Below are 26,252 nucleotides of genomic sequence, written 5' to 3'. Positions count from 1 at the left end.
AGGAGCCCTCATGTCCGGTAGCCCGCCACCCAACGGTGGTTTCGTCCGCCGCGTCGGCCTGTTCCAGGCCACAGCCATCAACATGAGCCAGATGTGCGGCATCGGCCCGTTCGTCACGATCCCGCTGATGGTCGCCGCGTTCGGCGGCCCGCAGGCGGTGGTCGGATTTGTCGCGGGCGCGGTCCTCGCGCTCGCCGACGGGCTGGTGTGGGCCGAACTGGGCGCGGCGATGCCAGGCTCCGGGGGCAGTTACGTCTATCTGCGCCAGGCCTTCCAGTACCGCACCGGCCGCCTGATGCCGTTCCTGTTCGTCTGGACGGCGATGCTCTTCATCCCGCTGATCATGTCGACCGGCGTGGTCGGCTTCGTCCAGTACCTGGGCTACCTCGCCCCCGACCTGGGACGGACCTCGGGAGACCTGATCGGCCTGGGCGTCATCGCCCTGGTCGTGATCCTGCTGTGGCGGGGCATCGAGCACATCGCCCGCATCACGGCCGTGATGTGGGCGGTCATGATCACCTCGGTACTGCTGGTCATCCTGGCCGCGGCGACCGACTTCAGCGCCCATCTCGCCTTCACCTACCCGGCACACGCCTTCGACCTGGGCAGCAACAGCTTCTGGATCGGGTTCGCGGGCGGCCTGACCATCGGCATCTACGACTACCTCGGCTACAACACCACGGCCTACATGGGCGCCGAGATCAAGGACCCGGGCCGCAATCTGCCCCGCTCGATCGTCTTCTCCATCCTCGGCATCATGACGATCTACCTGCTCCTGCAGATCGGCACGCTGGGCGTGATCGACTGGCACCGCATGACGGACGCCAAGGACATCGCCTCCACCTCGGTGGCCTCGGCGGTGCTGGAGGAGACCTGGGGCAAGGGTGCCGCCGACACCGTCACCGTCCTCATCCTGATCACGGCCTTCGCCTCCGTGTTCACCGGTTTGCTGGGCGGCTCACGCGTGCCCTACGACGCGGCCCGCGACCGGGTCTTCTTCCGCCCCTACGCCCGGCTGCACCCCCGGCACCGTTTCCCGACCCTCGGCCTCGCGACGATGGGCGTGATCACGGCGATCGGCTTCCTGATCGGCCGCCACACCGACCTGGCGACCCTGATCCAGCTGCTCACGACGGTGATGGTCATCGTCCAGGCGCTGGCCCAGATCCTGGCGTTGAGCGTGCTGCGCAGGCGTCGGCCGACGATGAGGAGGCCGTACCGGATGTGGCTCTACCCGGTGCCGAGCATCATCGCCTTCGCCGGCTGGTGCGTGATCTACGGCTACGCGGACAAGAACTCGCCGGGCCGCCACCCCATCGAGTGGTCACTGGCGTGGCTGGCCCTCGGCTGCGTGGCGTATGCGCTCTGGGCACGCTTCGAGAAGGTGTGGCCGTTCGGCCCGAAGGAGATCACGGAGGACTACCAGACGCCCGAGACGGCACCGGCGGAGCCGACCGGCGCGTGACCTCGCCGAGGGTCGTCCAGCACCGTGCGGGCCTCGTCAAGCGGCAGCTCGCCCCGCCGCAACCCGGTTCAGGGGGGCGTGGACGAGGAGGGCACGAAGGGTGCTCCGTGTCCGGGCACGATCAGGGCCGGGCCGAGGGCCAGGACCTTCTCCCTGGCCGCCCGCAGCTGCTCACGGTCGGGGGCGAAGGGGTCGTCGGCCGGTCCCTCGGCGGTCCACCACAGATGGGTCAGGACGACCAGGCCGTGGGCGGCCGTGACCAGGGTGCTGACGTCCTGCTCGGTGTGGCCGGGGGTCGTCATGAGCGCGATCGACGGCGAGAGCCGGAATCCGTCGGCGTCGCGGTCCTCCCAGATGTCGTCGCGGTAGATGGCCATGTGGTCGTGGAAGCGGGCTTCGGGGAACAGGGCCGCGTTCAGCGTGTGGTCCGGGTGGTGGTGACTGAAAAATCACGTCGGTGACGTCTTCCGGGCTCAGTCCGTGGTGCGTGAGCGGATCCAGGATGAGCCGGCGGTCCGCCACCATGCCCGGATCGACTATCGCGACCGTCGCACCGTCGACGAGCAGGGTGACGGTGCCGGCCACCCGCTCGTCGGCGTAACCGGTGGACAGGACGTGGAAGGTGGCGGTCATCGGGGACTCCTCGGGTGAAGGGTGTGTGGGACGGACGAACCGGCCACCGGGGTGGGCGCAGCAGCGACACGGACCCGGGACATCAGTCACGGTGAGATGATCCGCGCGGGCCACGACCAGACGCTCACCATCCCGGCCTGCAAGCTCCAGTACCTGTACCAGGGCAAGGACCCCAACGCCGGCGGTGACTACGACAACCTGCCGTGGCGACTCGGCCTGCTCACCCAGACCAACTCGACCTGCTGACCGTGCGCTGACGCGGTCCGGCTCGTGGCGCCCGCACGTCGATTCAGTGGCCCCGTCCCCGGAGCCTGCCGAGCAGTTGCCGGGCCTGGGCTCGGCGACGCGGATCGGCCGAGGCACGGCGCACCTGCTCGGCGGCACGTCGTCCCTGCGGGCTCTTGCTGAACTGCTTGATCTTCTCCAACATTCCAGGCACGACTGTCCTCCTGAGAAGGTCGACGACAACTCATCCACGACAAGGCCTTCGTACAGACGCGGTTACCCCGCACCCACCGTCCCACCCCTGTCGTCGACCCGTGCGAAACGGCTCCGGCACGACTCGGGCCGCTTCCAGGCGTCCCGTCCGAGCCGTCGGCCGCGCCGAGAGGGGCCGGCTGCTCCCCGAAGAGAAGTCCGGCCCCTACGTCGAGCGGACGGGATCAGCTCAGACCGAGGTCCGACAGGGCGGTCGTCCAGTCCGTGACGATCGCGTCCTGCGCGTCGGCGAGGGTGACAGTTCCGGCGCAGACAGCCTTCTTGAGCTTGTTCTCGACGGTGTCCTTGTTGGCGGCGGTCCTGGTGCCGTACTCCGGCTCGGGCCAGAGGTTGAGCGCACTCTTGGGAGCACCGCCGAGTTCGAGGGGGACGAAGTGGTCCTCCTCGTAGTCCGAGGTGCTGGTGTCCGTGTAGCCGTACTCGACGATCTGCGTCTTCTTCAGCGCGGTGGTGTATGAGCTGGACGGCCGGACGGTCGCGGTCCACCCGGAGATGCAGATGGTGGAGCCGATGGTGGACTGGGTGACGTCCGGGTTGAAGTCGCCGGGCTGGCAACTCGGGTCGGGCAGGGGGAGGTAGTCCTGGCTGCAGCTCTGCGCGTGCGCGGTGCCGGCTGCGACCGTGAGTCCGGCGGCGGCGAGGGCGAGGGAGGAGAGGGCGGTGACCAGGGAACGGGGTATTCGGGGCATGGGGGGATCTCCCGGAGGGGTGCCCGGCAGGAGTTCCGGGCGGTCGTGAGCATGACAGCATCAAGACGTCTATGCGGGTAGACCCCTTTGCCGGTCGCGGGGATCCCTTTCTTGAATGTTTGATCACGACGGGACTGACGGAGGGCAAGTCATGGCCGGCACTTGGTTGTCGGGCCTCCCGGAGGGCTTGTTCGCGACGAACCCTCAGGTCCCGTCCGTCACGGCCGCGGTGAGACGCGTGGCGAGTGCTTCCACCGCCGCGCGCAGTTCGGGCCCGCCCTCGACGCGGAAGGCGAGTGGCAACTGCGCCAGCCACTCCTGCGCGTACATCGTCGGATTCCTCGTGCTGCCGACGAGCACGCACCCGTCTCCCGACGGTTCGAGCCGTCCCATGGGCGGGCGGATCGACGGCAGCACCTCGGCCATCGGGGCGTCGAACACCACCCGGGTGGGGAACTCCCAGCCCTTGCCCAGGTTCTCCTCCAGCACCGCCACCGGGTCGAGGCCGTCGGGCATCTCGAAGCCGTGGACGGTCTCCCGGACCGCGCGGACCCGGTCGATCCGGTAGGTGCGGATCGCGTCCGCGCGGTGGGAGTGGCACAGGAGGTACCAGCGGCCGTAACGGACGACGACCGCCCAGGGGTCCACCTCGGCCTCCCACTCGTTGCCGGACTCACTGCGGTACGTGACCAGCACACGGCGTCGCACCGCGCCGGCCGCGACGAGCGCGCTCGTGAGGGCGGGGTCCGGACGGGACGCGTGACGGTCGGGTGCGGCCGAGGCGTGCTCGCGCAGGGCGGCCGCCTGCCGGCCGACGCTCTCGGGCAGCGCCCGGATGACCTTGCCCAGGGCGGCACCGACGAGGTCGTCGGCATCGGGGTCGGCCGCCGCCGGCTGACCGTCGAGGACCGCCATGACCAGGCCCAGCGCCTCGGGTTCCGTGAAGACGACCGGCGGTAGCCGCGCCCCGCGCCCCAGTCGGTACCCGCCGTAGGGGCCCCGGGCCGAGTGCACGGGGATGCCCGCCTCGCGGAGGATACCGATGTACCGGCGTGCGGCCCGCTCCGTGACCCCCAGGGACGCGGCGAGCTCGTCGGCCGTCACTCCCGCGGTGCGGGACTGGAGGATCTCGAGGGTGCGCAGGGCTCGCGCGGTGGGGCTGAGATCGGACGCCACCCGAGCACATTAGGTGGTCGCGAGACATACCGGAAGTGGATTGTCCGGAACCGGTCGTAGCGTGAGGGCACCGACCTCACGGGCTTCACGGGAAAGAGAACTGATCCATGGACATCCTGCTCATCGCCGGCCTGTGGCTCGACGGATCCGTCTGGGACGACGTCGTGCCCGCGCTCGAGGAACTCGGCCACCGCCCCGTGGCGCTCACCCTCCCTGGTCAGGGTGACGGAGCCGAGTCCGCCGCGCTGGAGGACCAGGTGGCGGCAGTGCTCGCCGCCGTGGACACGGCTCCGGAGAAGCCCATGGTGGTCGGGCACTCCGCCGCCTGCACCCTGGCCTGGCTCGCCGCCGACGCGCGGCCGGAGCGGGTCGCCAAGGTCGCCCTCATCGGAGGCTTCCCGTCCGCCGACGGGCAGCCGTACGCCGACTTCTTCGAGACCAAGGACGGCGTAATGCCCTTCCCCGGCTGGGGCCCGTTCGAAGGACCGGACTCCGCCGACCTCGACGAGGAGACGCGCAGCCGCGTTGCCTCGGCGGCGATCCCCGTACCCGAGAGGGTGGCCAAGGGAACGGTGCGGCTGAAGGACGCGCGGAGGTTCGACGTCCCGATGCTGCTCGTGTGCCCCGAGTTCACCCCTGCCCAGGCCAAGGACTGGATCGACGCCGGTGACGTGCCCGAAGTCAGCCGCACCAGGCAGCTGGACTTCGTCGACATCGACTCGGGCCACTGGCCGATGATCACCAAGCCGGTCGAACTCGCCCGGCTGCTGGCCGCGGCGGCCGCCGATGCCTGAGCCCACGGCGTACCAGGTCCGCCCCCTGGACGCCGCCACCTGGGACGCGTTCACGGAGCTCGTCGAGCGCAACAACGGGATCTTCGGCGGGTGCTGGTGCATGGGTTACCACCCGGAGTACGGTCGGCCCGGGATCAGCCACCGCGAGGCCAAGGAGGAGCGGGTGCGGACCGGCCGCGCCCACGCCGCGCTCGTCCTCGACGAGGACGGCCACGCGCAGGGGTGGTGCCAGTACGGCAGCCCCGAAGAGCTCCCCCACATCAAGCACAGGCGCGCGTACGACAAGGACGCACCGCCGCGGCCGGACTGGCGGATCACCTGCGTCTACGTCGACCGGAAGCACCGCGGACGGGGCATCGCGCGGGTGGCGCTGGAAGGCGCCCTCGACCAGATCGCCCAAGCCGGAGGGGGCATCGTCGAAGCCATCTCGGAGGTGACCGAGGGACGCGAGGCGCAGGGCCGCTTCCTGTTCAGCGCGACCGTCGAACTCCTCCAGGACCTCGGATTCACGCGCGGCCGGCAGGTCGGCAAGCATGCGTGGATCGTGAGCAGGGTGGTCGATCCGGCGTGACGTCGACACGCCGGATCGAGGAGCAACCGGACTGCGTCAGGCAGTGGTTGGCGGCGGTACGAGTCCGGCCGCGACCTCGACGCCGATGTCGACCGCGCGGGCAGTAAGGGGCGAGTGGATGCGTCCACCCTGTTGCCACGCGAGATCTCCCTGCACTGGCAGGCCGGACGCCACCGCCGGCTGCGGTCGGCACTCTGGCGGCCGCTCTTCGACGACCTAGCCGATCCGCGGGTGTTTGCCCGCCTCGCCGCCGACGCGCAGAAGGCCGGGTGGGACGGTTGCTTCGTGTGGGATCAGCTGTGCCGGCGGGTGCCGGTCCGACACGTCGCGGACCCGTGGATCGCGCCGGCGGCGATCGCGACCGTGACCGAGCGGATCCGGCTCGGCCTGATGGTGTCGGCACTTCCCCGTCGCCGGCCGGCCAAGGCCGCACGGGAGAGCACGACACTCGATCGGCTCAGCGACGGCCGCCTCACCCTCGGCGTCGGCCTCGGCGTCGGCCTCGGCAGCGACCGGTTCGCCGGCGAAGCTGTCCCGGACCGGCGAGGAGCTCGACGCCCGGCGACGCGGGCGGATGCTCGACGAGTCCCCGGCCGTCCTGGCCGCCGCCTGGTCCGGCGAGCCGGTGCGCCACCGCGGCGAGCACGACACCGTCGACGACCCGGCCTTCCTGCCGCGGCCGGTTCAGCGGCCGGGCGTGCCGGTCTGGGCCGCTGGGTTCCCGGGCGACGTCATGCCGATCCGCCGTGCCGCACGACTCGACGGATTCTTCCCGGCCGATCTCGAGCACCCGGACCAGGTCGCCGAGGTCTTCGGCTCCCTCGCCGCACTGCGCCGGGGTCGGTTGGCGTCGTACGACATCGCCGTAGGGCTGCCCTCGGTGTCGATCCCGAACCGTACGCGCGAGCCGGCGCCACGTGGTGGCTGCCAGAGTGGGAACCGGGTGTACGGCTCGACACCGTGCGGGGCGTACTCCGCGACGGCCCCCGGCGTGAGGAGACGGTCACCTTGTTCGACTACGACTCGGAGCTGGCTCGCTATCACGAGCGACTGCTGGAAGCCCTCGACGTCCGCCCCGGTGATCGTGTCCTCGACATCGGCTGCGGCACCGGCCTGACCACCCGGGATGCGGCCCGAGCGGCGTCGCCCGGCGGCGCGGTCGGCATCGACGTGTCGGGCCCCATGCTGGCGCGGGCCCGCCGTCAGGCCGAGACGGAAGGGCTTCGCAACGTCGAGTTCGTGCGGGGCGACGCCCAGGCCCATCCGTTCCCGCCGGAGTACTTCACTCTGGGCGTCAGTCGGTTCGGCACGATGTTCTTCTCCGACCCCGTGGTCGCGTTCGCCAACATCGGGCGTGCCCTGCGTCCGGGAGCGCGCTTCGTGCAGCTGGTCTGGCAGGCCGCCGACCGTCAGGAGTGGCATACCGCGATCCGGGCGGCGCTCGCCGGCGGGCACGCGTCATCGGTGCCGGACTCCACGGCCGACGACCCCTTCACGCTGGCCGACCCCGACGTCGTGGCCGAGGTCCTGACCTCGGCAGGCTTCACGGCGGTGGACGTCGTCGACGTACGCGAGCCCGTCCGGTACGGCCCCGATGCCGACCGCGCGCGTGCCGCCGTACTCCAGCTGAGTATGGCGAAGGAATGGCTCGCGGATCTGGATGCCGCGTCCTCCGAACGCGCTCTCGACCGGTTGTGCGCGACTCTCGACGCGCACGACACCGGCGACGGCGTGTGGTTCGCCTCCCGCGCCTGGCTGGTCAGCGCGCGCCGACGCTGACCGTCTGCGAGCGGCCGCTGCTCCGACGCAGGAGCGGTCAGGCCTGGGCGGCGCGGTTGGTGCGGACCCGCTGGGCGACGTCGCGCAGCTTGATGTTGTGTTGCTGCGAGATGCGGCGCAGCACGTTGAAGGCCTCGTCCTCACTCAGCTTGTGGCGTTCCATCAGCATGCCCATGGCCTCACCGATGGCGTGCCGGGTCTTCATGGCGTCCTCGAGCTGGTCGATGGTGCGGGCGTCGGCCAGGGCGACGGCGGCGTGCGAGGCCAGCATCCAGCCGGCGGTCTCGATGTCCTTCCCGAAGGCGCCCGGGCGGCGGGAGTACAGGTTCAGCGCGCCGAAGTCCGCGTCGTGGGTGTAGAGCAGCACGCCGGTCATGCTGCCGATACCGAGGTCGCGAGCCGCCGCGGCGAACCGCGGCCAAGCAGGCTGCGGCTCGGTGATGTCCCCGATCCGGAACACGCGCTCCCCGTCCCCGCCGGTGGCGCGGGCGGCGAGATCGAAGCACGGGCCCTCCGCCAGGTCGCCCTGCAGCCGGTCGGACGCCTCCACCAGGTCGCCGCACGAGGACAACGTGACCGCCCGGCCCTTGCGGACCGCCAGGATCCCGGCCGCGTCACAACCGTCCACCAGTCGCACCGCCGACGCCGCGATCTCGTCCAGTGTGCCCTGCACCGAATCCTGCGCCAGCAACGTCCGCGCAAGCTGGGCCATCGCCTCGGCGAATTCCCGCCACTCCACCGCCACCACCCACCTCGCCCATCTGTGCGGCCACCCTACCGCCGACCCGCTCTCCACCATCGGTCGAACCGGCCTCGCCGGCCACGCCCCGGCGGGAGCAGCATGACAGGCTCACCTGAGCGCGGCCTCTCCGGCTCGTTGGCAGAACCGGAGAAGCCTGGCCGGAGCGGCCCCCATGGGGTACGCCGCCACACCCGGCCTGCCCTTCAAGTCCCCACCTCCGACCGCGCTACTCCTTCCCAATGCGGTGTGATCAACACGTCAGCGATCTTCATGTCGGACGCGGACGACGAGCTTGCCGGTGGCGCGGTCGTGTTCCATGTCGTCGTGAGCCTGCGGCACCTGCTCCAGGCCGTCGTAGACACGGTCCACGGGAAAGGCCAGCCGGCCGGCGGCGACGGCGTCGACGATCTCCTGGAGGGTCTCCCGAGGCAGGTCGGCGGCGTCCCCGAAGTAACCCGCGAGGCGTACGCCCCTCGGCAGGTACTCGTTCGGCGAGAAGTCCCGCACCGTCCACTGGTTGGAGAGGCTGCCACCGAAGCAGGCCGTGCCGTGTACGCGTACCGCGCGCAGGGTGTCGGGCAGGGTCGGTGTGCCGACAAGGTCGAGGGCGGCGTCGACGCCGTGCGGGTACAGCTGGCGTACGGCGGGCGCGACCTCGCCGGTGTCGAGGAGGGGGTGGTCCACGCCATGCTCCGACAGGAGCGTGAGGCGGTCGGCCCGCCGGGTGGTGGACAGCACTGTGGCGCCGCGCCAGGTGGCCAGCGCGGCGGCCGCCAGGCCGACCGAGGAGGTGCCCGCGCGGATCAGCAGGGACTGCCCGGGCTTCAGATCCAGGCCGATGGTGAGCGAGCCGTACGCGGTCTGCACCATCTCCGGAAGGGCGCCCAGCACCTCCCAGGGCAGGTCGGTGTCGACGGGGATGACCTGGGACAGCGGCACCGAGGTGTACTCGGCGTAGCCGCCGTCGTAGGTGCGTCCCATGTCCCCCATCATCGCCACGACCTTCTGCCCGGGAGCCGGCCCACTGCCGGCCGGGGCCGCGTCGACGGTGCCGGCGACCTCGATGCCCGGCACCCGGGGAAAGCTGACACCCACGCTGAGGCCCAGCCGAAGTTTCAGCTCCGAGCGGTTGACGCCGAACGCCTCGACGCGGATCCGTACCCAGCCGTCCTTGTCGGGCGGGAGCGGGAGCGTCGTCAGCCGCAGGTTGTCCACGGGGCCGGGAGCGGTGAGCCGGACGGCACGCATGGTGTTCGGCGAGGACGTCATGAGCCTGCTTTCTACCCGGGGCGGTGAGTCGGTCGGCGGTGGTCAACGTGCGTCCGCCGCGGGTTCATTCCCGAGTCGTCCCGGACCCGGGCGCCGGTGAGTGCCCACTCGACGGTCACGCGCTCGGGCGATTTCCTGAACGCGTGCACGGGCTGGGTTACGCTCGTCACCCGCTGGGGGGAACTGGCGTGCATCGAACGCGACTTCGGGGGATCTCTTGTCGGGACAGCGGTCGGCGTCGGCGAACGACGCGGCTGCCGCACTGCGGCAGACCGGTGCCTTACCACTGCGCCTCGGCGACCCGAGGCGCGTCGGCCCCTATGCGCCGGTCGCGCTGCTCGGCAGCGGTGGCATGGGGCGGGTGTATCTGGCGCGTCCCGCGGACGACAGCCCGGGCCTGGTCGCGGTGAAGGTGATCAGGCCCGAGTACGCGGAGGATCCCAGGTTCCGGCGCCGGTTCGAGCGTGAGGCAGCCGTGCACGCCCGCCTTCGTACACCGCACGCGCCCCGACTCTGCGGCACGGGCTTCGAGGACGAGTTGCTGTGGATGGCCACGGAGTACCTCCCCGGCTTCGATCTGGCGGAAGCCGTGAAGGTGTACGGCGCCCTGGAGACGGCAGCGGTCTGGCGGCTGGTGGCGGAGCTGGGGCAGGCACTCGCGGGCCTCGCCGTCGAGGAGATCGTGCACCGGGACCTGAAGCCGTCCAATGTGCTGCTGTCCGTCCGGGGCGCGCATGTGATCGACTTCGGTATTTCCAAGGCCGTTGACGCGAGCGCGATCACCGGCACGGGCAACCGGGTGGGCACCCCGGCCTATATGTCGCCAGAGCACCTGAGAGAGGGCCGGTCCGACACGGCGTCGGACGTGTTCTCGCTGGCCGGGACTCTGGTCTACGCGGCAACGGGGCGTGCGCCGTTCGGCGACGGCACCGGGGTCGACGTGATGCACCGGGTGGCGTACGAGGACCCGAACCCCGAGGTGGTCGGTGAGATCGCGGAGGCGGACGCGGAGCTCGGTTCGCTGCTGACCGCCTGCCTGGACAAGGAGCCCGCCCGGCGGCCCACTCCGCAGGAGCTGATCGACGCCGCGGGGTTACGCCCCGTGCCGTCGACCTGGCCGGAGCCGCTGGGCGGCAAGGTGCTCGCCCGGCAGCAGGCGTACGAGGCGCTGCACCATCTGCCCGTCGAGGGCATGAGCCGTCTCCGGTCGCCGGGCGACCTGCCGCTGCCCCCGTCGGTGCGGGGGCCCGAGTCCGCTGCGCCCGATGCGCGGTCACCGGAGAAGGACGACAGCTCCGCGGTCGTGCCCCCGCCCGGACGGCCGGGCCCGTTGGACGTCCCTGCCCGCCGCCGTAGGACAGCGTTGTTGGTCGCCGTCGCGGGCGTCGCGATCTGTGTCGTGGTTGCCGTGGCTTTCTTGCTCATCCGTCAGGATCCTCCCGCGGCCGCATCCCCGAAAGCCGGTGCCACCAGCGCGGACGGCTCCGGCCCCCGCGACGCCTCCAGCGGTTCGGTGTCCCCGAGTACGAGTGGACTGACCCGCCCGGACGTCGACGGCGCCGTGGCGGAGGACCACGACGCCAAGACGGGGACCGCCTCGACGGAGCCCGAGGCCTCGGGCTCCGTCGGCGACCAGGACGACAGCGCAGTGCCTCCCGGTGAGACTCCGTCCGCCGCGCTCTCCCCCACGCCGTCCGCCGACGGCCCGTCCGCCGGGACCGACACCGCGCCCTGGCTCGCGGAGTGCACGTACTACGCCGGCAACGGACGCGCCCGCCTCGGCGACAGCGGCAAACGCGTACAGCAGGTGCAGTGCATCCTGACAGAGCGCGGGTACAGCGTGGGAAGCACCGGTGTGGACGGTGAGTTCGGTCCGGACACGGAGACCGCGGTCCAGGCCTTCCAGAGCGAGCGGGGGCTGAACGCCGACGGCGTCGTCGGGCACGACACCTGGGTCGCCCTGCGCAGCGCCGGGTGACGGCCCCGGACCAACGGCCGGCGCGCCGCGCTCACTGGTCGATCACCGAGCCGAAGTGGGCACCGTGGCCGCTCCCGCCGAGGGCGGCGGCGCCGTAGGAACGGGAACCCTCGGCGAGCAGACCCTTGCCGCTCGCGGGCAGCAGCCACACCGCACCGTCGCCGGCGTTCTCCTCGGGCGCGGCAGCCACCAGTTCCGCCCGCCCGTCGCCGTCGGTGTCCACCAGCCGCACCTGGGTGCCCCAGCCGTCACCGGCCTCGGCGGCTCCGGGGATGCCCGCGGTGTTCTGGTCGAAGTGCTGGAAACCGGTGGCGGTCAGGCCCTCTCGCGAGCCGCGCAGCAGCGACACCGCGCCCGCCCCCTGTTCGCCGTCCGCGTCCTCGCCGGGCCCACCGACGGCAAGGTCGGCGTATCCGTCACCGTCGACGTCGGCCACGGAGACGTTGTTGCCCCACGAGTCGTCCACGCCCGGCGAGCCGATCATGCCGGGAGAGTTCTGCGACCACCACTGCGGGGCGGTGCCGGGGCCCTCCTCACCGGCGGGCCCTTCCGCACCGCCGTAGTAGACGCCGACCAGGCCACCGGGCGCTTCCGCGTCACCGGCCGCCTCGTCCACGCCGCTGAGCTGGCCGACGACGAGGTCGTCGTAGCCGTCGCCGTTGATGTCGCCGGAAGCGGTGCCCAGGCCGCCGTGCAGGTCGCGTCCGTAGCTCAGGCCCTCCTCTCCGCCCGCGTAGAGCGCCGACCAGCCCTTGATGTAGTCGTCGTCGGGGCTGTAGCCGGAGACCACGAGGTCGGCGAAACCGTCGCGGTCGTAGTCGCCGGTCGTCAGGTAGCCCGCCTGGAGGCTGTGGCCGGTGGAGTGCGGGGTGCCGACCTGGCGCAGGACGCCGGCGTGGTAGGTGAAGACGTGCAGGCCCACCTTCTGGTCCAGGACGACGAGCTGGTCACCGTAAATGTCCCCGGTGAACCGGGCGGCGGCCACCGAGTGGCCGAACCGGGCGCCCTCGGCGGGCTTGGCGGCGGTGACGGTCCCGGTGCGCCCGGTGTCGAGGCCCTTCGCGGATCCGTAGACGACGGTCACCCGGCCCGCGTCCTCGACGGTGCCCTCGTCCTCACCGGGCGTGCCGATGACCGCGTCGTCGTATCCGTCGCCGTCCAGGTCGCCGCTCGCGACGGCCTGTCCGAAGTGGTCACCGGTCTCGGAGGTGCCGGGCACACCCTTGGTCGACTGGCTGACGACCTGGACCTCGCCCTTGGGCACGGTGTTGTTGGTGCCGATGCCGTTGGGGGCGCCGTACTGGACGGTGACGTATCCGGCGCCCTCCTTGCCGTCGACCGTGCCCTCCGGGACCCCCATGAGGAGGTCGCCGTAGCCGTCGCCGTTGAAGTCGTTGTTGCGGTCGGCGGCGGAGGTGCCGCCGGGGACGCCCGCGAAGGCGGTCGGCGCGGCCAGGATGCCCGCTCCCGCCAGCAGCAGGAAGGAGGCCGCTGCGACGGCGGCCGAGCCCGCGGTACGCCGCTTGGTGCGCGTGGTGATGCTCATGTCTGTTCCCCCCGTGGGAAGTTGATGCTCTGTCAGCCGACCGGTCCAGTCGGCTGGTCTTGGTGCAACGCAGGGTTCGACACGACGAGCCCGGAACAAGTTGTGGGGCCCGGGCGTGCTGTGACACGCCAGTGACATCCGTTGCCGCACCACGACACCCCGGGGGTGGAGCCGCAGGATCAGTGCACTGGCTCGCCGATGCCCAGCAGGTTGCCCTCGCTGTCGCGGAACCAGGCCGCGCGCTCTCCTCGGGCGTTCTTGCTCGGGTAGTTGCCCTCGATGTCGGCGATGCCGTTCTTCGTGCGGAAGCCGGGGATGTCGACCTCCTCGAAGACCACCCCCCGCTCCCGCAGCTGGGAGACGACGGTCTCGATGTCGTCCACCTCCCATCCCATCTGGGTGAAGGTGCCGGGCGAGGCCCCTGTCGATCGGAAGAGGGCGAAGTCCGTGCCCCCGCAGCGGTACAGCAGTCCGCCGGGGCGTTCGTCGACGGGCTCGAGCCCCAGCTTCTCGGCGTAGAAGCGCCGGGCCCGGTCCAGGTCCTGAGCGGGAAGCCTGGTCGCCACGCGACCCCGGGCCAGAATGTTCGTCTCGTCTACGGTCATACCTCCACTGTGCGCCGGTTCGCCGCGGTGTGCCGGGCGCGCCCTTCCGGATCTTGAACTGCCGGTCAGTGCTGGGCGAACTGGACCCGGGTCGGCTGCACGACGTCCGGCTTCACGCCGATGCCGTCGATTTCCAGTCGCTCGCCGTAGATGTCGGTGATCCTGATCGCGCCACCGCACCCGCTGCCCTGTTCGGAAAGGAAGTAGTTGTAATCCGTGCGGGGCAATTCCTTCCAGCCGGCGGCGGTTTGGACTTCCAGTCGGGCCAGCGGGTTGCGGTGGCCGATCGCCTGGACGCCGCACCAGTAGCGGCTCGATCCGGTCTTGTACCGGATCGAGACCGTGTCGGAGGTGCTGGGGCTCAGCAGGCTCCAGGTGATCGGGATCCGGCCCTGCACGGGGGCGGCGAGTTTCGCGAACGCCTGGGGGCTGAGGTCGAGTTGGCCGGGTGCGCAGGGCAGGGGGCACTCGTTGGTGATGCGGACCGTGACGGCGGCGCCGCTCCCGGCCTGGACGCGGATGTACGCCCCGCACGCCTTGGACGTCTCGTAGTCGGTGTGGTTCATCGCCGCGGTCATGACGTCGCTGGTGGGGCCGTACAGGCAGGCGCCGTCGCCGTTGCCCACGTCGTAGAAGGTGGCCACCCCGTCGTAGGAGACCCCCGGTTTGATCCGTCCGGTCAGCGATGCCGAGGCGGACACCTTCCGCGCCGGATGCGAGGCCGGCGCCTTCGAGGGCCGGGGAGACGTGGTGCTCGCGGTGGCCTTCGGGCTGCCTGTGCGGGCCGACGCGGAAGGGGATGCCGAGGCGGGCTTCGACTCCTGTGCCGTCGGGGTGGGCGTGCCACGGGTGGCGGCGACGGCCGTGGCCGCGGCCGAGTCGACCGCGTCGGTCTCGTGGTCGGGACCGAAGGCGACGAACAGTGCCGCCACGAGCGCGACAACGGCGACGGCGGCCGCCGAGACGAGGGCCGTGCGCCGCCTGCCCGGCGACGAGGAACGATGCGAACGAGATGCCACTGGTGCGTCCTTCGGGGATCCGTGCGAGCCTCCGGCGGAGGGTGCTTCCGACCGTCAGTCGCCGCCGCGGGCGGAAAGGTTGCCGGGGACTTCCCGGGCCGCCGCGTCCACGGTCGGGTCCAGTCCCGTCATGAGTTCCGCGAAGGCACTCGCGGCGGCCGGGGAGGTGAAGAGGCGGTCGAGGCGGGCGCGGGCGATATTGCGCAGGAAGGGCTCGGCGTCGCCCGCGTCGTGGAGGGTCCGGGTGAGCCAGTGGGAGAACTCCTGGTCGTTCCAGACGCGGCGCAGACAGCGCGCGGAGTAGGTGTCCAGGGCGCTGTCGTCGCCCTGTACCGAGTCGCGCACGGCCCGGGCGAAGAGATCGGCGTCGTACAGGGCGAGGTTCATGCCCTTGCCGCCCATGGGGGACACGATGTGCGCCGCGTCGCCGACCAGGAAGAGACGGCCGTACCGCATGGGGTCGTGCACCAGGCTGCGGAGCCGGAAGATCTCGCGGTCGGTGATCGGACCGGACACGAGGCCGGGATCGCCGAGCCTGGTGCGCAGGGCGTCCCAGACGCGGGCCTCGGGCCAGGCGTCGGGGTCGTCGTCGGGCGGGCACTGGAGGTAGTAGCGGCTGGACCTCGGCCCGCGCGGGAAGTGGGCGGCGAAGCCCTCCCGGCTGACGGCGAGAAGAGGGTGGGCCGGGGGCGGGGCGTCGGCCAGGACGGTGAGCCAGCCGATGCCGTGGTCGAAGGCGTACGCGGTGAGCGCACCGTCGGGGACGGCCGTACGGCTGACACCGTGGTCGCCGTCGCAGCCGGCGACGAAGTCGCAGGTGATCGCTCGGGGCGTGCCGTCGGCGGTGCGGTAGCGGACGGTCGGGCGGTCGCCGGTCAGGTCGTGCAGGGAGACGTCGGCGGCCTCGAAGCGCAGGTCGCCGCCGTCCTCGAGATACGTGGCGGTGAGCTTCTGCACGAGGACCTGCTGAGGGCACAGACGGGCCGGAGGGCCGTCGGAGCCGTCGCTGTCGGACACCGGATGGCTGCGGCCGTCCACCCGGAACTCCAGGATGCCGTCGTACGGGACACCGCCGAGGACCCGGTCCGTCAGCCCCCAGGAGTCGAACATGCGGACCGCGCGCGTCTCGACGATGCCGGCCCGCTGGCGCCGCGCCACGTGGTCGCGGGAGCTACGTTCCAGGACGATGCAGTCGATGCCGCTGTGCCGCAGCAGCGTGGCGACGGTCATCCCGGCCGGACCCGCGCCGATCACCACGACGGTCGTGGATTCCGAGGAATCCCGCAACTGTCTTTCTCCTTCGGCCACTTGGGCACCTCCGGAGCCAGCCTAGCGAGGACGCCGGCCGAAACGAGGCGGATCCGATCAGCACAGGCACAGCTGATCGGATCCGGCTCCCGGAAACTGCGGGCTCAGCGGTAGCAGGTGGTGAGGCCGGGCCGCCACGGACAGGCGAGCGCGGCGAAGCCGCCGTTGGCCACGACGTCGACGCTCAGCGTGTCGCCGCCGCGCAGCACCTGCCGGTCCTGGACGAGGCCGTCGGCGCCGTCCCGGATCGTCTCCACCAGCCACCGGCCCGGACCGAGGGACAGCGGCACCGCGGCCGTGCGGGCGGCACCGGCGTAGACGCCGCCCACGAACCAGCGCTGGCCGCTGCGGCGGGCCAGCACGGCTTCCTGACCGGGTTCGCCGGCGAGGAGGCGGGTGTCGTCCCAGGCCGCGGGGACCTGGTCGAAGTAGGCCCGGGCGAGCGGCCGGGCCTCGTACGACTCCGGGGTGCCCGCGAACATCTGCAGCCCCGACTCGTAGACGACGCTCAGACCGACCTCGGCCGCGTCGGAGTTGGGCCGCAGACCGACACGCTGGAAAGCGCCGGGCGTGAAGTCCATGGAGCCGATGACGTTGCGGGTGAACGGCAGGGTGGTGAGATGGGCGGCGGTGTTGGTGCGCTTCTCCTCGCCTGCGACGCCCTCCAGGGTCATGACCTGAGGCCAGGTGCGCTGGATGCCCTTGGGGATCGTGGAGCCGTGGAAGTCGATCATGAGGTGATGGGCGGCGGTCTCCTTGAGGATGGCGTCGTACCACTGGAGCATGGGCTGCGCCTCGGAGTTCATGAAGTCGATCTTGACGCCCTTCACCCCCCACTTCTCCAGGGTCGGCAGCCACTGGGCGCGTTCCTCGGGGGTGTCGAGGTCGCGCTGGTGGATCCAGACGATGATGCCGACGCCCCTGGCGCGCGCGTAGTCGACGAGCTCCGGCATCCAGCTGTTGGTCTGCCAGTCCGGGTCGGTGGTGTCCCATTCGTCGGTCTTGAAGTACCAGCCCGCGTCGACGGCCTCGTAGGGCCAGTTCCGCTGCGCGGCGTAGTCGACGAAGGCCTTCTGCGCCGTCAGGCTCTGGCCGGCTTCGCGGCCACCGGCGAGCCAGGTCCACAGCACGGTGCCGGGCCGGATCCATGAGGGGTCGGCGACTTTGGAGGCGGGGGCGAGGTCGTCGGTGAAGGTGGACCGGGTGACGGTGGCGAGGTCACCGGTGACCATGGCCCGCCAAGGGGTGGCGAACGGGCCGTCGGTGTGGACCCGGTCGTCGGCGAGCTTGATGCGGTAGGAGCCGGTGCCCTGGGTGTGGGCGAGTCTGGCACCCGAGTAGGCGCCGGTGAGGTCGGACTCGGCGAGCAGGGTGTAGCCGCCGTCGGTCGCGAACAGGGCCTGGTCGGAGTACTCACCGGTGGGCGCGGTCGATGCCGTGTACTGGACGAACTGGCCTTCGTTGTCCACCCGGTAGGTGCCCAGCCAGCTCTTCGCGTCGGCCGGGAGGTTGAAGGCGGACGTCTCGCCGAGGACGTCACCGGATCCCGCGGGCAGGGCGTAGCGGTATGCGATGCCGTCCGCGGAGGCGCGGACGACGAGGTCGAGGCGGGCGCCCGCGGCCGTGGCGAAGGAGAGACGGGTCTCGTTCATGCGCACGAGTCGGTCCAGGCGTTTGCCGGACTTCGCACGGTAACGCTCCTGAACCGTACGGCTCTTGCGGTGGAGGAAGCGCAAGTACTTGGACAGGTCGGCCTGTTCGGTGACGATGCCGACGGGTGACGGCTCGATGACCGTACGGCCGTCCCGGGACACGGCCAGGCTCAGCGTGCCCGTGGCGTCGTCGAGGGTGACCTGCGCCCGCGGCGCGTGTGCTCCTGCGGACAGGGACCAGGCCCGGTTGTGCAGGTCCTGCTGTTCGGCCTGGGCGGGTGCTGTGGTGAGGAGTGCGGCGGCCAGCGAGGCGCAGAGTGCGGCGACCGCGGTTCTGATCGGAACTGCCATCGGAAACCTCCGAGTTGTGTGGCCTCTACGGCAGACCCCAGGCCGGTCCCGGCTCGCTGACGGCGACGGGCGCGATGCTCAGGTCGGGTCGGGAGCCGGTGTGGACCAGCACCTCGCGGCCGCGCGGCAGGTCGATGCCGAGGGTGCCGTCGCCGAGGTCGCGGGTGCGGGCCGGGGTGCCGTCGTCCAGCACCGCGGTGAGGTGCCCGGTGAGGCCGTGCCGGAGCTTGAGGGGTTCGCCCGCCAGGCTCTTGACCCTGATGAAACGGGTGGTCCCCGCCTTGCGGACGGCGCTGACGAGGAAGGCGCCCTCAGTACGGAAGTTGTGCAGGGTGAGGTCCGCCCAGGCGGTCGGGACGGCCGGGAAGACGCGGATCACTCCGCCCCAGCTCTGGCAGAACATGTCGTGCAGGGACTGCGAGGCGGACAGCGGGGTCTCGATGACCGGGCCGGCCTCGGTGTAGTGGGTGTTGGCCCGGCACGGGTAACGGGTGGTGGGGTCGAAGAACTTGCGGAGGTAGGTGATCGCGGTGTCGCCGTCGCCGCTCATCGCGTACATGGAGGCCGCGCCGGTGTAGCTGTAGCCGCGGTGGGCGCCGGTCAGCGCGTGCCAGTGGACCAGCGACCTGGTGATGAGGTCGCGGTTCTCGGGCTGGTCCCAGTTGACGAGGTAGAGCGGGTAGACCATCAGCAGGTGCGAGTAGTGGCGGTGGGACTGGGCGTAAGGGGTGTCGGCACCGATCATGAAGCCGTTGGCGTCGACCGGGTACGGCGTGAGCCTGGCCAGCACCTCCTGCCAGCGCGGGGTCAACTCGTCGTCGATGCCGAGGAGTTCGGCGGAGTCGAGGAGGGTCTGGCAGCCCCAGCGGATCAGGGCCAGGTCGTAGTTGGTGTCCTGCGGCGGTACGACGGGGTATTCGGGCGAGAGGGTGCTGGGCAGGTGGAGCTTGCCGTCGCTGCCCGGGGTGAGGAAGTGCAGGTAGTAGTTGATGGCCCGGCGCAGCACCGGGTAGATCGTGTCGCGCAGCAGGGACTTGTCCATGGAGTGCCGGTACGACAGCCACACGTTGTGCAGGGCCCAGGTGAGGTCGCCGGTCTCGGCGCCGGTGCCGGGTTGGCCCACGCTGCGGTTGGCGAACATGTCGGAGCTGCGGCCGACGCCGGAGCTGTCGGCGCGGTAGGGGGCCGGCACGTTGGCGATGAGCTGTTCCTGGTTCTGGCGCAGGGTGGTGGCGAGGGAGTCGAGCTCCGGGTGGTTGAAGCCGTGGATGAGCCAGTACTCCAGTTGGACGTTGAGGTTCCACCAGACCGCGGGCCAGGGCGTGGGCTCCAGCCAGGGTCCGGAGGTGGCCATGACGGGGCCGCCGGCGCGGCTCGCGGAGGCGACCTTGTAGAGCTGGATCCAGTGGAAGCTCTGGAGCCGCTGGTCGGGGAACGAGACGAAGCTCTTGCGGTAGAACGCGTGCCACCAGTCGGTGTGGCGGCTCCTGAGTGTGCTGTACGACTTCGCGCGGCGGAGGTTGCGCAGCGAGTCGGCTTCCGCGGCGGTGTCGGAGGGGTGGCTGTGGCCGACGCTGAGGAGCAGGTCGTCGCCGGTGCGGCGGTGGGCGGTGGCGGTCTGGCCGCCGCCGGTGAGGGGCTGGAGGACCTGTTCGGTGCCGTCGGCGGCCGTGCGCGTGACCCAGGCCGGGTTGGCGGTGTATCCGGCGGGCGGGGCCTCGCTGATCTTGCGGGGGCTGATGGCCTCCTCGGGATGGAAGGTCCAGGTGGCCCGTTCACCGCCGGCGGCCTTCACCCGGACGGCCAGGACCTCGTCGTGGATGAGGGCGGCGAGGGTGAGGGTGCCGGCCGTGGTGGTGACCGTGCCGGTGAGTTCGGCGTTCCACAGGCTCAGCCGCCAGTCGACGGCGGTGATGGTGCCGGCCGGTTCGAGGGTGAGGTGGCCCACGGGGAGACGGCAGGTTCCCCAGCCGCTGCCGAACTCGGGGCGGTGGTCCTGGACCCGGCCGTGCTGGACGGTGAAGCGGATCTGGTTGGCGCCGGGCTCCTGGTAGATCATGCTGCCGAGTTGGCCGTCGCCGAGGAAGGGGCCCTCGTACCAGAGGGTGGGCAGCCTGGTCCACAGCAGGTCCTGGTCGTGCAGGAACCGGGCCCACGCGCCGTCGGTGGTCATGGTGTCGCGGAGTTTCCAGGGGCGTCCGGCGGCACTCGGCGAAGACATCGGTTCTTCGGCGCGGGCCGTACCGGGTAACGCGGCCACCGCGGCTCCGCCCAGCGCGGTGCCGAGTACGGCTCTGCGGGCCGGCTGCGCGTGTCTCTCCGGCTGTGAGGTCATCGTCGTCCTCTCTACCTGACGGATCCTCGATACATCGGGTGTATCGGGGAACCTAAGAGGCTCTCCTGTACCTGTCAATGACTTCAGCACCATGCGAATCGCGTGACAGTGCGGCAATTCATGGGGTCGCCCACCCCGGGGACCCCATGCCCTCAGGCCCAGACCAGCCCTTTAACCCATCCGATGTATCCGTGCTCTTCATGACGTGGGCGGCGCGATCACCGACATGACGGCGGCGAGCCGGTGGGGCAGGTCGTCGGCGGGGATGTCGATGAGCTCGTAGCCGAGCTCGCGGTAGGTCTCCTCGTGGACCTTCTCGAAGACCAGCGACTCCTGGTAGCTGATCCGGCGGGCCGGGGTGGGCTCGCAGAAACCCAGACTGCGGACCAAGAGCACCTGACGCTCGTAGATCCCCTCGGAGGTGATCCGTTCGAGCTCCGCCCCGAGCGCCGGGGACACCGGATGTCCCAGGTAGGTGGCGAGGGCGAGGGTGCAGACGGGTGAGCGGTCGAAGACCTGGAGGGCGGTGGCCCCGCTCGCCTCCTGCTGCCGCTGTCGTTGCAGGGTGACGATCTCGTCGATGAAGGAGACCCGCGTCCACGGCTCATCCTCGCCCTGGGCCTGAGCCCGCGCGATGACCTCCGTCGCCGCCTCCTCGACCACGCTGTGACCGAGTTCGCTCAGGCGGTGCAGGAGGGAGGTCTTGCCCGCGCCGGGTGTGCCGGTGAGAACGTAGCGACGCATGGTGGGGAGCCTTTCGTTCGGGTTGGTGGCTGGTCCCGGTCACTCGGACCGGACCGCATCAACAGCACGGCCTGAAGGGGGCGTTGACACCCGACAGGTTCGGCGTCACGGTGAGGGTTCGCTGCGCAACGGGCCCCGGAGGTCTTGCCTTGGCTGGTTCATCCGCACCGGATCCGGACGCCGAACTCGTCGAACGCGTAAGGAAACTTCAGCCTCTCATCCGTTCGCACGCCCTGCGCACCGAACAGGAACGCCGGGTGACCGGCGAGGTCGTCACGGCTCTCACGGACGCCGGGGTCCCGCGCATGAACGTGCCCCGCCGGTACGGCGGTTACCAGACCTCGGTGCGTACCCAGGTCGACGTACTGAGCGAGGTCTCCGCCGCATGCGGGGCGACGGGGTTCATGGCGCTGATCCAGGCCGGGTGCGCGTTCATCGCGGCACTCTTCCCGGACGAGGCGCAGGACGAGATCTTCACCGGCCCCGACGTACGGGTCAGCGGCACCCTCGTACCGAAGGCGAAGGCCCGTCCGGTGGACGGCGGTTACGTGGTCGACGGAACCTCGCCGTTCGCCACCGGCTGTCAGGACTCCGACTGGCACCTGCTGACCGCCGTGGCGGACTCCGGGGGCGGCCGCCCACCGGATCTGCTGTGGACGGCCGTTCCGATGACCGACCTCGACGTGCTCGACGACTGGCACGTCTCCGGTCTGGCCGGGAGCGGCAGCAACAGTGTCGTCGCCCACGACGTCCATGTGCCGGCCCACCGTGTGCTGCCACTGGGGCCGTTGCTGGGCGGGTTCTACCCCTCGCGGCGCAACAGCGAGGACCCCTTCTACGGCATGCCCGTCCTCCTGCTGTTCTGTGCCTGGACAGCGGCCGGCGCCCTCGGTCCGGCCCGGGCGGCACTGGCGGAGTTCGGCGAGCGCATCCATCAACGGGGCATCACCTACACGATCTACGAGCAGCAGCACACCGCCCCGGTGACACATCTGCAGTTCGCCGAGGCCGCGATGAAGATCTCCTGTGCCGAACTGCTCACCGCCGACTTCGTCTCGCTGATCGACGCCCGGGTCGCGGACGGCAATCCGTACACGCCGGAGGAACGCGCTCGGATCCGGGCCCAGTCGGGCTATGTGGCGCGGCTGTGCAAGGAGGCCGTGGACCTGCTCGGTTCCGCATCCGGCGCGTCCTCGCTGCGTCTGGAGGTGCCGGTCCAGCGTGCCGTGCGGGACCTCAACGCCCTGAGCCTGCACTCCTTCGTCAACCCCGCGGCCAATCTGGAGCTGTACGGGAGGGTGTTGTCAGGGTTGGACGCCGGTACGCCGTTCCTCTGATGGATTCCGCCCCACGGGAAGGGGTTCGCCTGAGCGCAGGTGCTCCCTCAGCCACTGTTCGGTGTTGCTCACGTGCAGCAGGGCGGCGGCCTGGCTGAGGGCGGAGTCACGGGTGGACAGGGCATGGAAGATCGCCTCGTGCTCGGCGAGTGTGCGTCCCGCGGCCTTGTCGTCGACCAGACCGCGCCAGATACGGGCGCGCAGGGTGCGACCGGAGATCCCTTCCAGGAGGGTGAGAAGGGTCTCGTTGCCCGTGGCCGAGACGACGGCGCGGTGGAAGGCGGCGTCATGGGCGTTGAGCTGGGCGACGTCGTCGCGGGCCTCCCGCATGGCGTCCAGGTGCCGCTTCACCTCGGCCAGCTGGGCGTCGGAGATCCGGGTGGCGGCCAGGGCCGTGGCCATCGGTTCCAGGAGTCGCCGTACCTCCATGAGGTCCTGCAGCGCGACGGAATCGCCCTGCAGCAGTTCCACGGCGCCGCCGAGACCCTCCAGGAGCAGGCTCGGCTGCAGGCTGGTCACATAGGTGCCGTCGCCCCGCCGGACCTCCAGAACCCGGGCGACGGCCAGCGCCTTGACCGCTTCGCGGGCGAGGTTGCGGGACAGCCCCAGTTGGGCGGCCAGGTCCGGCTCCGGGGGGAGCTTCGAGCCCGGAGGCAGGGCACCGGTCCGGATCAGTTCACGGATGTCCTCGATGGCCTTGTCCGTCAGAGACACGGCTCATCCCTCCCCCCACCGTGCTCCACGGGCACGTCCGGCCTGATCACTCCCTGAGTGCGGAGATCGCCCCGGAGGCCTACGGGGATGGGTTGATCATGGAGTTGCACGTTCCGTCCGACCTGTCCGGGGTCCGCATGCCTGGGGCGACGTTGATGATACTGGGCTGCCTGGGCGAGAGGCGGGCCCACGTCAGACACGGGCGGACCACACCGCTCATCTCAATCGCCTTGTTGTGCGACCCGTTGCCCGTCGCCGTCGCCGTCGCATCGGTGAGACATTCCATGTTTGCGAGACATGAATACCCATCAGAACGGCCCAAACAAGGCTATTCGTCGGCCACTACAGACACATTCATCCCTGCACGTTGGTTGACATGCCAGGGCGGCATGGTCGACCTTCATGCGTGGCCCTGCATTCCCCCTGCCCCTTCCGCCCCAGGGATGTGTCCATGTCGAGCTCGATCAACAGACGCCAACTCCTGGCCTCCGCGACCTGCGTGGCCACGGCGGCCGTTGCCGGAGGTGCGTTCGGTGCCGGTGTCGCCCAGGCGGCGCCCAGCACGTATACGCCCGACTGGAACTCGCTCGACCAGCACCCGCCGGCTCCGGAGTGGTTCCAGGACGCGAAGTTCGGGATCTACTTCCACTGGGGCGTCTTCAGCGTCCCCGCCTACGACAACGAGTGGTACCCGCGCAACATGTATCAGGCGGGCAGCAACGCCAACCAGCACCACCTCGCCACCTACGGCCAGCCCTCGGCGTGGCCGTACCACAACTTCATCAACGGAGCGAAGGACCTGGCGGGCAACACCGTCAGGTTCGCGCCGAAACTGAAGTCGGCCGGCGGGAAGTTCGACCCCGACGAGTGGGTGCAGCTGTTCGTCGACGCCGGCGCCAGGTTCGCCGGGCCGGTCGCCGAGCACCATGACGGATTCTCCATGTGGGACAGCCAGGTCAACGAGTGGAACTCGGTGAACAAAGGCCCGGGACTCGACCTGCTGCGGCTGTTCTCCACGGCCATCCGCGCCAAAGGCCTCAAGCTGCTGGTGGCCATGCACCACGCGTACAACTTCACCGGCTTCTACGAGTTCGCCCCCGCCCAAACCGACTCCGGCCTCAAGAAGCTCTACGGCCAGCTGGGTTCGGCCACGGAGAACCAGCTCTGGTTCGACAAACTGAAAGAGGTCATCGACCGCGCCCAGCCCGACATCCTGTGGCAGGACTTCAATCTGGACGCCGTCGACGAGACGCAGCGCCTGAACTTCCTGGCGTACTACTACAACCAGGCGGAGAGCTGGGGCCGTGAGGTCGTCGCCACGTACAAGGACGGCATGAACGGCAAGGGCGAGGTCTTCGACTACGAGCGCGGCGGCCCGGCCGATCTCACCACCCCGTACTGGCTCACCGACGACAGCATCTCGAGCTCCAGCTGGTGCTACACCCAGGGCATCGGCTACTACACCGTCCAGCAGATGCTGCACTCGTTCCTCGACCGGGTCAGCAAGAACGGCAACATGCTGCTGAACATCGCACCGATGGCCGACGGCACCATCCCCCAGGCGCAGAAGGACATCCTGCTCGGTATCGGTGACCACCTGAAGCGCTTCGGCGAGTCGGTGTACGCGACCCGCGCCTGGACGGCGTACGGCGAGGGCCCGACCAAGATGGGCGGCGGTTCGTTCACCACCCCGCACGCCGGCACCGCGCAGGACGTCCGCTTCACCCGCAACAAGACGAACAACGTCCTGTACGCCACGGTCCTGGGCTGGCCGGGCAGCTCGCTGACCATCAAGACCCTCGGCTCGGACCGGATCAACCTCTCCTCGCTGACCTCCGTGAAGCTCCTCGGCTCCACCGCCGGCACCTACATCGACCTGCCCACGCCGGCCCAGAACACCTCCGGCCTCACCGTCACCCTGCCGTCCTCGGCGCCGTACAGCGCGGGCGCCTACGCCCTGAAGCTCACGTTCTCCGGCACGATTCCCGGCCTGCGGCCCCTCGCCGGCGCCATCGCCTTCTCCGACGTCAACTACACCGGCAAGGCAGCCGTGTTGACCCTGGGCGACCACACCGCGGCCGACCTGACCGCGGCCGGACCGGGCCCGCACACCCTCTCCTCCCTCCGGCCGGCCCCCGGCTACCAGGTGATCGGCTACTCGGGAGACAACTTCACCGGCACCTCCTGGACCTTCACCGCAGACAACCCCGACCTCCGGGTCACCGGCAACAACGACCAGATCACCTCACTGAGGGTCCAGTTCAACCCGGCGACGTACTTCCGGATCACCAACGCCACCAACGGCCTCGCGCTGGACAGCGGCGGCAACGTCGCCTCCGGCTCCCACCTCAAGCAGTGGACCTGGGACGGCAGTCCCAACCTGCAGTGGCATGCGGAGGCTGTCGCAGACGGCTACTACAGGCTGGTCAACCGCACCAACGGCATGGTCGCCGACGGCTGGGGCGCCACCGCCGACGGCTCCGCCGCCAGGCAGGCCCCTTGGAACGGCGGCACCAACCAGCAGTGGACCATCACCCACCGGGGCGGCGACCGCTATTCGATAGCCAACCGCACCACCGGCCTGGTCCTCGACGGCGGCGGCAACGTGGCCTCGGGCTCCGTCACCAAGCAGTGGACCTACGGCAGCAGCACCAACCTGCTGTGGACCTTCACGGCGGTGTAGGCGGCGCATTCGGTGAAGGGACAGCGATGCCCAGGATACGACCGCCTCGTCGCCGGCCGGCTCACCTCGTTCGTCGCGGGTCTGCCGACAGGCTGGTGACCGCACCGGCCGCCTGACGTCCGGGCATGCCACGGGCTGGTTCGAAACGCGGAACTGGTACGCGGCCCACCCTGTGTGCATCACGATCCGGGCTGGGCGTTCGGCCCCGGCCGTACCGCATTCCCACCACGGCGGTCCACGGACGTGCTGGGCGGCCCCGCTCAGCCCCGCACCCGGCGATCAGGCATGCACCGGCCGGAGAGCCATGGAACAGAAGCGGACCTACGCTGGAAGCTGCGGTGGGGAACCAGCCCTGACGGGCAGA

General features: G+C 70.5%; 23 protein-coding genes and 1 pseudogene. 10 read left to right on the top strand and 14 right to left on the bottom strand.

Features of this window, described 5'->3' with window-relative positions:
* Window positions 1–10 precede the first annotated feature (10 nt).
* Window positions 11–1,465 (top strand): APC family permease, encoded by a 1,455-nt coding sequence (locus ACIBJB_RS11625; RefSeq protein ID WP_398929140.1) that lies wholly within the window; start codon window positions 11–13, stop codon window positions 1,463–1,465.
* 68 nt (window positions 1,466–1,533) lie between these two features.
* Here ACIBJB_RS11625 and ACIBJB_RS11620 read toward each other — a convergent pair whose 3' ends face one another.
* Window positions 1,534–1,842 carry a hypothetical protein gene (locus ACIBJB_RS11620; RefSeq protein WP_398929138.1) on the bottom strand — a complete coding sequence of 103 codons (309 nt, stop codon included), beginning with the start codon at window positions 1,840–1,842 and terminating at the stop codon, window positions 1,534–1,536.
* Between the two features lie 277 nt (window positions 1,843–2,119).
* Here ACIBJB_RS11620 and ACIBJB_RS11615 point away from each other — a divergent pair, with 277 nt between their 5' ends.
* A complete protein-coding gene (locus tag ACIBJB_RS11615; RefSeq protein WP_398929136.1) occupies window positions 2,120–2,344 on the top strand; it encodes a non-reducing end alpha-L-arabinofuranosidase family hydrolase in 225 nt (74 codons plus the stop codon).
* 43 nt (window positions 2,345–2,387) lie between these two features.
* Here ACIBJB_RS11615 and ACIBJB_RS11610 read toward each other — a convergent pair whose 3' ends face one another.
* The 3 genes from ACIBJB_RS11610 to ACIBJB_RS11600 form a co-directional block, all read right to left on the bottom strand.
* Window positions 2,388–2,537, bottom strand: a complete 150-nt coding sequence (locus ACIBJB_RS11610) for a hypothetical protein (protein ID WP_398929134.1) — start codon at window positions 2,535–2,537, stop codon at window positions 2,388–2,390.
* A 223-nt stretch (window positions 2,538–2,760) separates the two neighbouring features.
* Window positions 2,761–3,285, bottom strand: coding sequence for a hypothetical protein (locus tag ACIBJB_RS11605; RefSeq protein WP_398929132.1), 525 nt, complete (start codon window positions 3,283–3,285; stop codon window positions 2,761–2,763).
* Between the two features lie 204 nt (window positions 3,286–3,489).
* Window positions 3,490–4,461, bottom strand: coding sequence for a helix-turn-helix transcriptional regulator (locus ACIBJB_RS11600; RefSeq protein ID WP_398929130.1), 972 nt, complete (start codon window positions 4,459–4,461; stop codon window positions 3,490–3,492).
* A gap of 107 nt (window positions 4,462–4,568) precedes the next feature.
* On the opposite strand from ACIBJB_RS11600, the gene ACIBJB_RS11595 reads away from it, so the two are divergent.
* From ACIBJB_RS11595 to ACIBJB_RS11575, 5 genes and pseudogenes are all read left to right on the top strand, one after another.
* Window positions 4,569–5,255: an alpha/beta fold hydrolase gene (locus ACIBJB_RS11595; protein WP_398929129.1), complete on the top strand. Its 687-nt coding sequence runs from the start codon at window positions 4,569–4,571 to the stop codon at window positions 5,253–5,255.
* Window positions 5,248–5,826 carry a GNAT family N-acetyltransferase gene (locus ACIBJB_RS11590; RefSeq protein ID WP_398929127.1) on the top strand — a complete coding sequence of 193 codons (579 nt, stop codon included), beginning with the start codon at window positions 5,248–5,250 and terminating at the stop codon, window positions 5,824–5,826. Before ACIBJB_RS11595 ends, ACIBJB_RS11590 begins: the two co-directional genes overlap by 8 nt.
* A gap of 114 nt (window positions 5,827–5,940) precedes the next feature.
* Window positions 5,941–6,360, top strand: a pseudogene (locus tag ACIBJB_RS11585) (LLM class flavin-dependent oxidoreductase); the annotation flags it as partial.
* A 40-nt stretch (window positions 6,361–6,400) separates the two neighbouring features.
* The gene (locus ACIBJB_RS11580) at window positions 6,401–6,943 is read left to right on the top strand and encodes an LLM class flavin-dependent oxidoreductase (RefSeq protein WP_398929840.1); all 543 of its coding nucleotides are present in this window, start codon (window positions 6,401–6,403) and stop codon (window positions 6,941–6,943) included.
* Window positions 6,835–7,605, top strand: coding sequence for a class I SAM-dependent methyltransferase (locus ACIBJB_RS11575; RefSeq protein ID WP_398929838.1), 771 nt, complete (start codon window positions 6,835–6,837; stop codon window positions 7,603–7,605). Before ACIBJB_RS11580 ends, ACIBJB_RS11575 begins: the two co-directional genes overlap by 109 nt.
* 37 nt (window positions 7,606–7,642) lie before the next feature.
* Here the strand turns inward: ACIBJB_RS11575 and ACIBJB_RS11570 are convergent, their stop codons facing one another.
* Together ACIBJB_RS11570 and ACIBJB_RS11565 are read right to left on the bottom strand one after the other, a co-directional pair.
* Entirely contained in the window at window positions 7,643–8,344 is a 702-nt protein-coding gene (locus ACIBJB_RS11570) for a GAF and ANTAR domain-containing protein (RefSeq protein ID WP_398929125.1), read from the bottom strand.
* 261 nt (window positions 8,345–8,605) lie between these two features.
* Window positions 8,606–9,616 carry a zinc-binding dehydrogenase gene (locus ACIBJB_RS11565; protein ID WP_398929123.1) on the bottom strand — a complete coding sequence of 337 codons (1,011 nt, stop codon included), beginning with the start codon at window positions 9,614–9,616 and terminating at the stop codon, window positions 8,606–8,608.
* A gap of 217 nt (window positions 9,617–9,833) precedes the next feature.
* Between ACIBJB_RS11565 and ACIBJB_RS11560 the strand changes: the two genes are divergently transcribed.
* Window positions 9,834–11,594 (top strand): protein kinase, encoded by a 1,761-nt coding sequence (locus ACIBJB_RS11560; RefSeq protein ID WP_398929121.1) that lies wholly within the window; start codon window positions 9,834–9,836, stop codon window positions 11,592–11,594.
* A 31-nt stretch (window positions 11,595–11,625) separates the two neighbouring features.
* Here the strand turns inward: ACIBJB_RS11560 and ACIBJB_RS11555 are convergent, their stop codons facing one another.
* The 7 genes from ACIBJB_RS11555 to ACIBJB_RS11525 form a co-directional block, all read right to left on the bottom strand.
* Window positions 11,626–13,140: an FG-GAP and VCBS repeat-containing protein gene (locus tag ACIBJB_RS11555; protein WP_398929119.1), complete on the bottom strand. Its 1,515-nt coding sequence runs from the start codon at window positions 13,138–13,140 to the stop codon at window positions 11,626–11,628.
* 179 nt (window positions 13,141–13,319) lie between these two features.
* Window positions 13,320–13,745 (bottom strand): VOC family protein, encoded by a 426-nt coding sequence (locus ACIBJB_RS11550; protein ID WP_398929116.1) that lies wholly within the window; start codon window positions 13,743–13,745, stop codon window positions 13,320–13,322.
* Between the two features lie 65 nt (window positions 13,746–13,810).
* Complete coding sequence (locus ACIBJB_RS11545; RefSeq protein ID WP_398929114.1) at window positions 13,811–14,764, bottom strand: expansin EXLX1 family cellulose-binding protein; 954 nt, start codon at window positions 14,762–14,764, stop codon at window positions 13,811–13,813.
* A gap of 54 nt (window positions 14,765–14,818) precedes the next feature.
* Entirely contained in the window at window positions 14,819–16,072 is a 1,254-nt protein-coding gene (locus ACIBJB_RS11540; RefSeq protein WP_398929112.1) for a 4-hydroxybenzoate 3-monooxygenase, read from the bottom strand.
* Between the two features lie 104 nt (window positions 16,073–16,176).
* Window positions 16,177–18,075: a glycoside hydrolase family 97 catalytic domain-containing protein gene (locus ACIBJB_RS11535; protein ID WP_398929110.1), complete on the bottom strand. Its 1,899-nt coding sequence runs from the start codon at window positions 18,073–18,075 to the stop codon at window positions 16,177–16,179.
* A gap of 25 nt (window positions 18,076–18,100) precedes the next feature.
* Window positions 18,101–20,410: a glycosyl hydrolase family 95 catalytic domain-containing protein gene (locus ACIBJB_RS11530; protein WP_398929108.1), complete on the bottom strand. Its 2,310-nt coding sequence runs from the start codon at window positions 20,408–20,410 to the stop codon at window positions 18,101–18,103.
* Between the two features lie 198 nt (window positions 20,411–20,608).
* Entirely contained in the window at window positions 20,609–21,154 is a 546-nt protein-coding gene (locus tag ACIBJB_RS11525) for an ATP-binding protein (protein WP_398929106.1), read from the bottom strand.
* Window positions 21,155–21,303: 149 nt separating this feature from the next.
* Here ACIBJB_RS11525 and ACIBJB_RS11520 point away from each other — a divergent pair, with 149 nt between their 5' ends.
* On the top strand, window positions 21,304–22,491 hold the full coding sequence (locus ACIBJB_RS11520) for an acyl-CoA dehydrogenase family protein (protein WP_398929104.1): 1,188 nt from the start codon (window positions 21,304–21,306) through the stop codon (window positions 22,489–22,491).
* Here the strand turns inward: ACIBJB_RS11520 and ACIBJB_RS11515 are convergent.
* Window positions 22,459–23,205 (bottom strand): FadR/GntR family transcriptional regulator, encoded by a 747-nt coding sequence (locus ACIBJB_RS11515; protein ID WP_398929102.1) that lies wholly within the window; start codon window positions 23,203–23,205, stop codon window positions 22,459–22,461. The two genes, ACIBJB_RS11520 and ACIBJB_RS11515, sit on opposite strands and share 33 nt — an antisense overlap.
* 451 nt (window positions 23,206–23,656) lie before the next feature.
* On the opposite strand from ACIBJB_RS11515, the gene ACIBJB_RS11510 reads away from it, so the two are divergent.
* A complete protein-coding gene (locus ACIBJB_RS11510) occupies window positions 23,657–25,888 on the top strand; it encodes an alpha-L-fucosidase (RefSeq protein WP_398929100.1) in 2,232 nt (743 codons plus the stop codon).
* The last annotated feature ends 364 nt before the right edge of the window (window positions 25,889–26,252 follow it).

This window comes from Streptomyces sp. NPDC050759 (assembly GCF_044456945.1).
Taxonomy (GTDB): domain Bacteria; phylum Actinomycetota; class Actinomycetes; order Streptomycetales; family Streptomycetaceae; genus Streptomyces.
The sequence above is the reverse complement of the archived record's forward strand: the minus strand, read 5'-3'. Positions and strand labels throughout refer to the sequence as shown.